General features: G+C 63.2%; 12 protein-coding genes and 1 pseudogene. 7 read left to right on the plus strand and 6 right to left on the minus strand.

The genetic code is table 11. The features are described from left to right. Positions 1 to 177: 177 nt before the first annotated feature. Positions 178 to 1,205, minus strand: a pseudogene (locus DEI89_RS16900) (YhcG family protein). 110 nt (positions 1,206 to 1,315) lie between these two features. On the opposite strand from DEI89_RS16900, the gene DEI89_RS16905 reads away from it, so the two are divergent. Further along, a complete protein-coding gene (locus DEI89_RS16905) occupies positions 1,316 to 1,660 on the plus strand; it encodes an Lsr2 family protein (RefSeq protein WP_110905227.1) in 345 nt (114 codons plus the stop codon). Positions 1,661 to 1,866: 206 nt separating this feature from the next. On the opposite strand, the gene DEI89_RS17480 is transcribed toward DEI89_RS16905, so the two are convergent. Further along, positions 1,867 to 2,385: a Pycsar system effector family protein gene (locus tag DEI89_RS17480; RefSeq protein WP_146236840.1), complete on the minus strand. Its 519-nt coding sequence runs from the start codon at positions 2,383 to 2,385 to the stop codon at positions 1,867 to 1,869. After that, a complete protein-coding gene (locus tag DEI89_RS16910) occupies positions 2,382 to 3,311 on the minus strand; it encodes an adenylate/guanylate cyclase domain-containing protein (RefSeq protein ID WP_110905228.1) in 930 nt (309 codons plus the stop codon). Before DEI89_RS16910 ends, DEI89_RS17480 begins: the two co-directional genes overlap by 4 nt. A gap of 264 nt (positions 3,312 to 3,575) precedes the next feature. Between DEI89_RS16910 and DEI89_RS16915 the strand changes: the two genes are divergently transcribed. From DEI89_RS16915 to DEI89_RS16925, 5 genes are all read left to right on the plus strand, one after another. Beyond that, positions 3,576 to 4,367 carry a recombinase family protein gene (locus DEI89_RS16915; protein ID WP_375537782.1) on the plus strand — a complete coding sequence of 264 codons (792 nt, stop codon included), beginning with the start codon at positions 3,576 to 3,578 and terminating at the stop codon, positions 4,365 to 4,367. 62 nt (positions 4,368 to 4,429) lie between these two features. Then, positions 4,430 to 4,603 (plus strand): hypothetical protein, encoded by a 174-nt coding sequence (locus tag DEI89_RS17900; protein WP_181421717.1) that lies wholly within the window; start codon positions 4,430 to 4,432, stop codon positions 4,601 to 4,603. 542 nt (positions 4,604 to 5,145) lie between these two features. Next, the gene (locus tag DEI89_RS17905; RefSeq protein WP_181421718.1) at positions 5,146 to 5,286 is read left to right on the plus strand and encodes a hypothetical protein; all 141 of its coding nucleotides are present in this window, start codon (positions 5,146 to 5,148) and stop codon (positions 5,284 to 5,286) included. Between the two features lie 215 nt (positions 5,287 to 5,501). Then, positions 5,502 to 6,425, plus strand: coding sequence for a hypothetical protein (locus DEI89_RS16920; RefSeq protein WP_110905230.1), 924 nt, complete (start codon positions 5,502 to 5,504; stop codon positions 6,423 to 6,425). Next, complete coding sequence (locus DEI89_RS16925) at positions 6,426 to 6,650, plus strand: hypothetical protein (protein ID WP_110905231.1); 225 nt, start codon at positions 6,426 to 6,428, stop codon at positions 6,648 to 6,650. It abuts the gene before it with no gap. A 165-nt stretch (positions 6,651 to 6,815) separates the two neighbouring features. Here the strand turns inward: DEI89_RS16925 and DEI89_RS16930 are convergent, their stop codons facing one another. Next, a complete protein-coding gene (locus DEI89_RS16930) occupies positions 6,816 to 7,445 on the minus strand; it encodes a hypothetical protein (protein WP_110905232.1) in 630 nt (209 codons plus the stop codon). A 785-nt stretch (positions 7,446 to 8,230) separates the two neighbouring features. Between DEI89_RS16930 and DEI89_RS17485 the strand changes: the two genes are divergently transcribed. After that, a complete protein-coding gene (locus tag DEI89_RS17485) occupies positions 8,231 to 9,286 on the plus strand; it encodes a hypothetical protein (protein ID WP_146236841.1) in 1,056 nt (351 codons plus the stop codon). A gap of 78 nt (positions 9,287 to 9,364) precedes the next feature. Here DEI89_RS17485 and DEI89_RS16945 read toward each other — a convergent pair whose 3' ends face one another. Next, positions 9,365 to 9,580: a hypothetical protein gene (locus DEI89_RS16945; RefSeq protein ID WP_110905234.1), complete on the minus strand. Its 216-nt coding sequence runs from the start codon at positions 9,578 to 9,580 to the stop codon at positions 9,365 to 9,367. Positions 9,581 to 10,292: 712 nt separating this feature from the next. Next, positions 10,293 to 10,811 carry a hypothetical protein gene (locus DEI89_RS16950; RefSeq protein ID WP_146236842.1) on the minus strand — a complete coding sequence of 173 codons (519 nt, stop codon included), beginning with the start codon at positions 10,809 to 10,811 and terminating at the stop codon, positions 10,293 to 10,295. Between the last annotated feature and the right edge of the window lie 636 nt (positions 10,812 to 11,447).

Consider the following 11,447-nt stretch of genomic DNA (forward strand, 5'->3'; position numbering starts at 1 on the left):
CCGGGTACTTCCTCGGTGCTCCCATGACTCTCATCCTCCCGTGGATTGAGAGCCTCCATCAGACCCGGGGCGGAACATTCACCACCATGGACATGGGCGCGTGCACCGAACCAACCAACCGCCGGATGAGCGCTGCAGTCTGCCGAACGCATCATCGCCATACGACGGAGGTCATCTTCACGCGGGCGGCGCGTCGCTTTCAGGCACATCAAGGGCTGGTGCGAGGTCTGCTTCTGATGGGAGCGCCGCTTGCACCGCCGGTGGGAGCAGGTCGTAGCTGGCGACACCGATCGGTGTGTGGTGCGCGCCGAGCGAGTACCGGACGACGGCGTCGTTCTTGTCTGCAACCAGCAGCAAGCCAACGGTGTCGGCGTGCTGCCTGCGTCGGAGCTTGTCGTCGACGAGTGCGACGTAGAAGCTGAGTTGGCCGAGGTACTCCGGCTTGAACTTACCGGTCTTCAACTCGATGACCACGTAGCGGAGTTGCTCGACGTGGAAGAAGAGCAGAAGAAGTCGTCCCCGTGGACGTCGAAGTGCACCTGCCGGCCCACGAACGCGAACCCCTCCCCCAGCTCCCGCAGCGTGTCGATGATCCGATCGACGAGAGCCTGCTCGAGATGGCGCTCCTTCGCGTCCGCATCGAGTGCAAGGAAGTCCAGAACGTATGGGTCTTTCGTCAACTGCTGCGCGAGATCCGACTCCCCCGTCGGCAACGTCGCCGCGAAGTTCGACGGCGCCGCCTGCAGCCGGGTGTGCGCGTTGGTGCGGATGTGGTGCTCGAGGACGTTGCGTGACCAGCCGTGATTGACAGCCTGCGCGGCGTACCAGTTGCGGACCTCCTGGTCGTCGAGCCGGTCGAGGAGCACGGTGATGTGCCCCCAGGGAAGTTGTCCAACAAGTTGTTGGACAACTTCCCCATCCGGCCAGGCGGCAGCGACACGGCGCATGTAGAAGAGATTCGCGCGCGAGAAGCCCTTCATCTCCGGGAACGCCGTCCGCAGGTCTTCGGCGAGCCGTCCGATGACGTTGGTCCCCCACCCCTCCTGCTCCTGCCGCTGCAGGATGGTCGAACCGATCCCCCAGTACAGACGCACCAGCTCCGTATTCACACGCCGCTGCGCAGTGAAACGCGCATTCCTCACCTGCTGCTTCAACTCAGCCAAAGCGGCGGCGTAACCGGAGGGAACGGGTGTGCTTTTCGTCATCGAGACCATTGTGCACTAACAGTGAGCACGAAAGTTCTGAGTCGGGACGTCCGGACTTTGGGCCGGGTGTGCCACAGTAGAAGCGCACCCCTAGTGAAAGGCGGCCTCCTATGGCACAGAAAGTCACCACCCAGCTCGTCGACGACCTGACCGGCGACACCATCGAAGACGGCACGGGCCGCACGGTCACCTTTGGGTTCGACGGCGCGAACTACGAGATTGACCTCACCGACGACAACGCGGACCGGCTCCGCGAAGCGTTCTCTGATTACATCGCCGCTGCCCGCAAGACCGGCAACCGCAGCGGCCGCGCATCCTCCGGGAGCGCTCCGAAGCGTGGGAACTCCGAGGAACTCGGCAAGATCCGCGAGTGGGCAGCAGCCAACGGACACGAGGTTTCCTCCCGCGGCCGGATCAGCCAGGCTGTCCGCGACGCGTACGACGCCGCGCACTGACGCCACTCCACAGACGTCAACGGCCGGCCACCCCTCGCGAGGTGGCCGGCCGTTGTGCTTCGCGCCGATAGCGGTCTCATATGTCAACTCGCGTTCACAGTGCGATTACAGGTACCCCGCGAGCGACCTCGGTGAGTATCGGGGTTGATTGCCAACATCTTTTGAATGGTTTGCGCCGAGACTGCGCTCCCGAAACGCTGCTTGGCCTACGCCCCGACCGTCGTCAGAACAGCAACCAACGCCAGGAGCACAGCTCCTAGGGCAAACGACAAAAGCGCTAGACGAAGGTAATGATACTTCTTGGTCACAATCGCCGAGACCAGCTCTAGCTGGTCAAGGTTTCGACTACCGGTCGCACCGGCAGTTTTCGAGATAGCCCGGTCCAGATTGGCTCGACTCTTTAAAGCGACTACGTCACCAAAGTAGGCTACAAAATTCGGAAGTTTTTGCGGGCGGCTTGTACGGGGATAAATGGCTATTCCCAAACAGGTGATTCCGGCGGAAAGAAAGCCGCAACCGATCCACCAGATCCAAGCCAATCCAGCGGAGAGGTTTATTGGACTCCAGCTCCCTGCTAACACTGCAGCGGTCAAGGCGCCAACCACCACTCCTGCTGCGGCGAGTAAAATCGAAGTTTTATTATCGGCTCGCCCAAGCTCCTCTCGCGCCTCACTCAAAAGAGATTCGACCAGCGCCTCTTGGGCCTTGACTCGAGAGCGCTTCACGGCTTGGTCTTAAGTGCGGCAAACACGCTGCGAGTCCGCTCGCGTTCGTTCGCGCGAGCCTTCACCGCGTCGTGAGTAAGAACAGTGCCCTCCGCTAGACGATTGCGCTTCTGCCGTTCTGAAACAGGAACTTCCTCCCGGTGGGTCTTTCCGGCTAATACAGCGTTGCAGTATTCGTCACCATGGTGCTCACACCAGTAGGAACCTAGACTCTGCCCAAATCTCTCGTCGTCAGGAATTTTTTCGAGCGTCACCGGCTCCCAGAGAAGGGCCGGATCTCCGCAAGCACAGGAAAAGACAATGAAGTCGTTACTCGAGATGCTGTCGTAAACACTGCCCGTCACGCTCATCCGCTCCGGGCTGGATTGTTGAGCCGCTTTAGCGGCGTAGTTGACTGGATTTCCAGCCCAGACGGGTTCCTGGAACTCCAGGTGTCGGGGTAACCCCACTCGCTTCGCCATCAAAGAACCACTCGCAATTCCAACTTTGAATCCCGTTGAAGGCGCATCTGGCCATTTTTTATCGAGCTGGGCTGTGAAGTCGCGCGAGAAGGTCCGAAGACTAATCCCTGCCGTCACGGCGCGCTCAAAGCGTTTCTCGCCCCAGAAAAGTCCAAAACCGCCGTCGCCCTGAATATCCAGGAACTGCGCGTCAAAGTCTCGGAGGATCTTGGCAACACCTCCGACGCCCGCGTCGTAGATACTGGCAGTACTTTCGGGTCGCCGGCCTTTGGCGAGGTTAGTCGATGACTTGAGATCGAAGTACACGCAGGCCACGTCATCGATTGCATGCCATTCCGGCTTATCGATCGGTAGCTTTTCCACGTCGAATGAATCATTCTTCGCTACGACCGTAGGTTTTTTCTCGAATTTATTCTTTGTGCGATCGTGAAGATCTTTGAGAAGAGCATCCAGTGTTAGCGTCATCGCGTATGCCTCTTTCAGCTGTCCGAGGGGCAGGGTCGGCGCGCCTCGAGAACGACGTGGTCCGCATCGTCAGCAAGTGCCCTCAAGTTGATTATGTCTCGCGGCAGCGCGTGTTGGCAAAGCTCGGGTCATGGAGGTCTGAGCTTCCCCAGGTGACTCAGAACCTGCCGTTCCGAGGTCGCTCGACGGCCAGCCGGATACAGAGCCGTACTCGTGCTCGCAACCGTGGGTCCCAAGTAACGTCAGCGCCTGCCATGGCTTTCGGTGGTCACGAGGCGCACGTCGGTCATAGAGCAACTCCACACGCTGTCGGACCGCGAACGGTGCTGTTCTGGGGTATACCCCAACGCAACGCTCGCGAGAATACCGGTTCCGTGTGGTTCTGGGGTTCCTGTTGACCCTTTTGCTACAGATGTGTGCGAGGGTCTAGACGTGGTGCAACACAAGACGCAGACCGTCGCCTACGTGCGGGTGAGTTCGACGGATCAGAACCTCGACCGGCAGCGCGAGGCAATCGGAGACGTCGACCGGGTGTTCGAGGAAAAGGTGTCGGGCGGCTCCCGCACCGACCGAGCAGCGTTACTCGACTGCATCCGGTACATCCGCGACGGAGATACGGTCCGAGTCGCATCCATGGACAGGCTCGCGCGTTCCCTCGGCGACCTGCGCGACATCGTCGACGAGATCACCGCCAAGGGAGCATCGGTCGAGTTCGTCAAGGAGCAGCAGACCTACAGCCGCGACACAGACGACGCGATCGGCCGGCTCATGCTCAACCTCCTCGGCGCCTTCGCCGAGTTCGAACGCACCCTCATCCGCGAACGGCAACGCGAGGGCATCCGCCTTGCCAGAACCGCCGGCAAGTACAAGGGCCGCACCCGCAAGCTCACCGACGACCAGATCGCCGATGCACGCCTACGTGTCAGCAAGGGAATCCCGAAGGCCGTCGTCGCTCGCGAACTCGGCATCGATCGGACCACGCTGTACCGGATGCTCGCGACTCGACTCTCCCCCATCGCCGCACCTGCACCGGACGGTGAGGCCGCGGAGCTGTAGCGCGGGGCGCTTCCGCACCAACCCCTAGAAGGAGAGTTGCCACCCGCAGCTAAACTTCCTGGATGCGACGGCAGCCGTACCGGCAGGCCCGACAGTTCGGTGGCATCACCTCGAGGACGAAGGGCAAGCAGGCGCAGCGCGCGCAGCAGCTCGACCGGGACTACTCGCATCCCCGTCACGATGTCGAGACACCTGCTGAGGGACGGCCGCGCACTTCTGCCAACACGAACGACTAGTGCAGTATTGACTCCCAGCCATCGCTTGTCGGATGTACCATGAGTGCAGGTCATCGGAACCCGTGATGGGGACCGGCGACTGGGAACCCTGTATGGGTTTCCGGCCCTACACGGGCACCAGTTTTTCCTAGCAGGCGTGATGCCTGCAAACGGACCCTTAGCAGGCGTGATGCCTGCAAACGGACCCACGGCGTGACGCCGGACGGATTCGTGTTCTACGCCGAGAAGAAGCCCGGGTGGCATCGGATTGGTACCGCAAGGACCCCGGGAGGGTTGAAGCGGGCGGCCATGTGGCGTTCTGTCGCTGGCCGGTCGGTGCCCCGTGGCTCTGACCGGACGGCGACGTGATCGAACGCCCATAGCCCTGCCACCAGGTTGATCAGCTCTACACGCTCACCTGCTCGGCGCCAGCACACGGGAGCTGGCGTCCGGTTGTGGAGGCGTTGGTGGATCTGTCGTCCTTGCTGACTACGAGTCAGCCTCTCGGAAGCGTCGGCTTCGCTGCCGCCGCTTGCTATCTCACCGTATGGATCACTCGACTATTGCTCGCAAAGCACTTCGGTGACCGCGCACTCAAGCTCACAGGCAAGAAGGCCGAGCACGCGCAGGAACTCGCCCGGGAGTTGTTGCGCGGAAGCCGCACGCCGGGCTTGCCCACGCGCAAGAACCCACCGTCGCAGTGACGGTACCGAAAATCAAGCACTCGCAACACTGGTCGCTCAGGCCAGATGACCACGTAAACAACGGCTCCTACAAGGACCACGGAGGCACCATCTGCCGCCCGTTCCCGAAGTTCACCCGACCAACAGGCCGCTGGGTGCCTCCAATGTGCAGCGCATCGGTGGAACGCGACGCCACGACGAAACACCGCGTCGTCGGTGCTGGGTAAGGTCCTGACATGCTCGAGTACTCCCCCACCGACCTCCGCCAGCTTGACGTGCTCGGCAAGATAATCGGAGCCCTTGACGGGCTCTCGTCCAGTCACTCGGTTTCGGCCCAGGCTCTGCTCGCCGAGGCGGCTAACCACGACGCGACGTCAGCGCTGCGGGACGAGATCCGTGACCTCGAGGCGGCTGGGCTCATCAGTGTCGACTGGCGATTCAGCGGCGGATGGCTCGCCAAACCAACCAGCTTGGGGCGCGATGCGTGGGCCGCTCTCGATACCGCACGAAACAATCGACGGGCTCGGCGTTTACGGCTACGCGACCTCTACCTCACGTGGGTTGTCGACCAGGACGACGATGGCGCATCACCGGTGCCGGAACAGTTTTTCGACACCGGAGCCACCTACCTCGGCACGCCCTACACGGCGGAAGATGTCGAGCGCGCCGGTGAGTACCTGTTAGAGAACGGCTACATTAAGGGCCAAGCAGCCTGGCAATACAAGGGCCCGCTTCGGCCAGTACCCACAGCCAAAGGGCGCTACACCGTCGAGCAAGGGATCTCCGTGAACGCACCAGCTCCAAGGGACGCCGCGCCAGCAGGCCACACGTTCAACAACCACTTCAACGGGCCGACGAACGTGGCGCAGGGCAGTCACGAGGTGCAGCAGACGATCAACGTCACCTGGCAGGACCAGGCCCGGAACTTCGTCGACGAGCTCTCCGGGCGGCTCGACCGTATTGAAGACGAGCAGGTCCGGGCTGAGCTGAATTCGGCGACCGAAGAGCTGCGAGCCGAGGTCGAAGGGGATGCCCACCCCCACAAGGTGCGTGCGGTCGTCACCAAGATCGCTCTAGCACTCGGCACCGCTGCCGCATCAGAGGTGGGGACTGACGTCATGCAGCACGCGCTGCAGCTGGTTGGAGTGCTACCCGCCTAGGTGGAACTCGAACGGTTCGTCGCCAGCTACCGCTGCGGCGTACTCGTCGAGTTGCTCCGATGTGAGGTGAATGTTCGACGGGAGAGCGTCGGGGGCATCGGCGCGAACGACGTCGACGGGCAGGCCCGCGTGGGTCTGTCGGAAGTGCTGGTCGGCTTCCTCAATTTGGCGCGCGATCTGCTCGAGGAGCTTGCGCAGCTCGCGGTCGTTCACCTCGACACGTAGCTGCTTAGACAAGGGCCGGCTCCTCGGTGAGGCTTTTGACCGAGACGCGCAACACTCGTGCGGTGGCCTTGGCAAAGTCGGCGTAGCTAATCGTGTCTGTCATGCGCGGCTCCTCCGGATTGGTGTTGATCGTACGACGACCGTCCGTTGCCGATGCTCGAGACGTCAGCTCTCGTGGTTCTTCAGGACCACCATGCCGGCCTTCTCGTCAGCCACACCGCCGAGATGGATTCCATCGACGTCGTAGACGTCCCAGCCTCCACCCCTGGCGGCGGGGCGCAGCTCCCCAACAAGCGCGTTGTTGCTGGCCCACCGAACGGTGCGGACGTTGGTTTTCATGTTCCGGTGAGATTGCAGACCCTCGTGCTCCGTCCAGGGCACAGCGAATTTGAGCCCACCCGAGGCGGGACGGCCCGGGGCAGGGGCGGCCTCCGCAGAGGTGTTCGTCTGCTCGACTCCGGTGCTGCCCTGAGCGAGGTTGGCCGGCCCGTTGACGATGGTGTTGTAGGTAGGGCCGATCGCTGGCGACGGGCTCCTGACAGCTGCTTGCGGCGAGCTCGTAGATGCGGTCGACGGGGTCGAGCCAGCCTTCTTGCTCCAAAACGGCCAGTCGACGAGGATCGCGCCGAGAACAGCGAAGACGACGAGGGCGGCGAGCAGCCACCAGACCCACGGGTACGGGATTAAAACGAAGTTGGCGGCGTCTTCAGTCCTGGTCGTCATGGCGCCGCCATAGGTCACGAGGAGGGCTCCTGCGATGCCGAAGCACCACATCCCGACGACGGATCTCTTCACATGTCGAGCGTAGAGGCCCCCGTCGACACCGACGCGACTCCCGCCGACGCGCGGCCTCGACCGCGGGAGTTATCTCGGGCTCGGCCGAAGACGACCGCGAGCAGTAGGACCGACACAGCTGCGATCGCGATCGCTGGGACGTGCACGCGGCCCAGAGCTCAGGTAGGGAATGACGACTCAGGCCCACACTCGCCGGGCTGACCTATCAAGTTAGCGCGTCGACCTGCAGCTGCGCGTCTTGCGCTCCGGTACTGATCGGGGTGTATCCGAGAAGCCTCACCGAGCCAGTGTCTCAGCAAGCCGGTCAACCACGGGTCGAGACGCGTCGTGTATCGAGACGACTTTCCGAGACAATCGGCGATCCCCGAATTCCGGGGGTTCCGCTTTGCGACACCATGCCTCGGCTGGCGTCTTGGAAACCTATAGGTTTACGAGGCGCTAAGTGTGTTGCGTTTGGCGCACCTTCACCGGGCATTTTTGCGGGGCAGGCATACGGGAATGCCCAGGTCAAGGAGGACACGGGTGAGTTGTCGTGGTTGACACACCGCTCTGCGCCCCGGTGAACGACCCCCTACCGGACGGAGCTACGCGGACGGGCGTCGTCGGGTGGGCCGCCGGCTCTTGAGACACGGCAAGCCGACGTGCCGTCACTCCCGCAGCCGCGTCAACCATTCACGCACGAAAGGAGGGATCAGACGTCCCCCTGTCGAGGGCTCGTAGTCGCAAAGGCTTCCAGACAGAATGGCGAGGGCCGCGACAGACCGGTGGGAGGGCAAGAAAACAACATGAGCACCCAGCCTGAGGTGGCGAGTCGTCGCGACCCGCGGTATCCCGATGCGCGCCGCATCCTGTTCGTCAGCCCTCGCGGCATCGGACGAAGCAAGATCGCCGCCGCATACCTGGGCACCATCGTCGGTGACGAATACACGGTGCAAACCGCCGGTATCTCACCGCCCGAAGTCATCACTCAGGGCGACCGGACCAGTCTCCTCATAGCCATAGTGGGCGAACAAATCTGGTTGGACGCGCTCAAGCCAGCCGACCCAGTGTCGGTTCACATGGTGACGCATGCGGACCTAGTGGTCCGACTCGCCTGTCCGGGAGCGTTTCCGGTTCCAAGTGGCATCCCCGCCATTGACTGGGACGTCCCCGACGTCCTCGGGTCCGGTCCCGCTGATTCGTGGCGCAACCGGGACACCCTCCGCAGCAAGGTCGAGGAACTCGCGATGGACATCGGACTCGGCCACCACTCTCTTCACGTCAGGGACCGGCCCATCCCCGGACAGCGGCAAACATCCTCGGCCGGACAGGCCGCGGTGCCGTATCCGCCGCAACCGGGAACCACGGCTGGCGAGCTCTTCCCGAGAGCCGAGGCACGCCTCGTCGTCCGAATCGTCGACGCACCTGAGCGCGCGGCCCAGATAAACAATCGCGGACCGCTGGCCCCCAACTTCACCGTGCCGTGGCTGGTGTCCGCCGGCGCGGCCGCGTCCGCGTTCGCGAAGGAGCTCGAGTGGCGATCAATTGGATTATCACCGCACCTACCGCTCGCTGAGGAAAGCGTAGGCCTGGTCGTTGACTGGCTCGTCGGCGAAGGAGCCCTCCGTCCACTCCCACACGACCAGCGCAACGCCCTCCGCGAATCTGGCCGCGCTCAACGCCGGATCGACAACCCTCCCGAAAAATGGCCTCGCGGCCTGGCCGCGGAGTACCCGGAGATGGCTGAGGTGCGTTTCGCGGAAGAAGACTTCGAGACGTGGCAGGTGATCCCAAACGAGATGCTCCGGGTCTATCCGAACCTCCGCCACGAATCCACAGCCTGGAAAAACCTCACGCGATAGCCGCGCCCTCGGCCGCGAAGCGGAATCGTCCGGTCGACGATCAGCTACCGGGCGCGTCTGGATATCGGCCAGTTGCGGTTAGAGGAATAGGAGCACGACAAGCATCCCGCCGATGAGGAGTACGACGCCACCAGCCACGATCGCGCCCGCTGCGACGACCGAGACCGTGCCGGTCAGGATGGCCAGCAGACCGCCTAAGCCCGCAACTTGCCCGACCGCTGTGCTGTTCCGGACGCTCTGAGATCCACGGACGAAGAGCTCATCCATATCCCTCCGGCCGTCGTCGGTGTGCACTCGCCGAGCATCGCACACGCGCTTGAGCCTCGTTGAAGGATCCGCTAGCGGCCGCTCTTTGCCTTCCGGAGTGCGAAGCGCCACAGCCAGGCGCCAGCAAGTAGCCAAAAGGTGCCGAGCGCGGTGTTCAAGATCACCAGGAGCACGTCGAGGTCTGGCCGGGTGAGGCGGATGATCGACGTCGCGATGAAGACCAGGCCAAAGACCAGCGCGATCGAGCCCAGACCTTCGCACTCAGGACGTCCATGCGGCCAACGTAACGCTCGCCCCCGTCCGTTGGACGATCGGCATGCGGGACGCGCTCGAGTATGTTCCGGCGCAGGATGAACGAGTGCGTGTGCTGATGATTCAGACGGTAGCGATGGGTGTCTCCGCGGAGCAGGAGGCGAGCTGGCCACAGCTCGCAGCCGCTGCGATGCTGGCAGCAGAGGAGGGCCGCGAACCCGTTCCCGCGGTGTGGTTTAGGACAGATGAAGGAGCGAGTGGGCTGCTTCCGGTTTCCGAGCTCACTCCCGTGACCTTCACTGATGACGAGGAACCGGCTCGATTCATCGGGACAGTGACCGCGCTCGGCCCCGACGCCGCTCCATCGGCCCGAGCGCTGTCCGGTCGCGGATCGGCTATCGAGACGCGATCACGACATGGAGCGCCGAGAAGAGGATGACACCGAGCGGAGCTGCTCACACGCGTAGCAGCGCAGCGCAGACGCGCCTCAGCGGCCTTCGCCGTATCCCACGATGTGAACGATCTGGTCACCGCTTCGCGTCACTCCGTACTGGACGCAACGGCTGTCGACAGCACCGGCGAATGCGTGCCACACGCCCCACTTCTTGAACTGGTTGACGCCAGGCTGAAGGCATCCGTTGACTGTGGACGCCGGCGCTATCGCGGCCTGGTGTCCACGCGGCGTCTGGACGTACGCCTCGGCCCACGATCCGCCGATTCCGCCGGGTGCCGCGCCGTCAGTCTCAAGCACGGTGCTGTTCTCCGGGAGCGTCACTCCGGAGAGCTGTTCGACGGTGTTCAACGGGATCCCGGAGCACTTGATGATGCAGTGGCCCCAGCCCGGTACCGCAGTGAGTCGCTGCTCGACTGTGTAGAGCGACGCGACGAGCGCCATGAGGGCCGTGGCTCCGACGGCGACTATCACGACAACGATCAGTCCGAGCCGCCGCAGTTCTGTGCGTACTGGTACTTCGACCGCACGCCTGTCGCTGGGAGTCCGGGACATCTTCCGAGTCTGCCATGGCGGGCCGCACGCCACCTCGGCCCGCTGAACGACCGGTGTCCGTCGTTCGGAGGAGACGCGACGCGACGCACCCAAGTGCCCGGAAGTGGCTCGTCTGGAGCAAGCGAAACGGCAAGGAGTGACCGCACGCCGATCGGCTATCGGACGACGGGGCACTCGTGGCCGACGGCGATGTTGATGCCTCCTCCGCAGCGTTGGATTCTGCGGACACCGAAGACATGCACCACAGCGTTGCCATCCGACAGTGTTCCAGTAGCAAGGCATGTCCCGTACACCTGCCGGAAGCGCACGTCGCTGGCGCCCCACCGCCAGAACGGATCAGGCCGAGGCCGACCGAAGCACCCACTCGCGTCAGGGCCAGTCTCGATCGGAAGCGAATCAGAAGCGGGTATTCGGATCACGGCGTCAACCGTCTGCTTGGCCAGGAATCCGCCGTCGTGATCACCCGTCGCGGAGAGCACGACGGCGTCGTCCGGCAGGTCGATTCCCGTTACCCGCTCAACGACTGCCTTCGAGACGCCATGGCAAGACAAGTAGCAGTGGGTCTGCTGCACGGATAGGTGACGTCTGATCTGGCTTGCCCGGGAGGGCAGCCTGGAAGGATGCCATCGTGCCCAA

Origin of the sequence: Curtobacterium sp. MCBD17_030, from assembly GCF_003224255.1 — a bacterium.
GTDB lineage: Bacteria > Actinomycetota > Actinomycetes > Actinomycetales > Microbacteriaceae > Curtobacterium.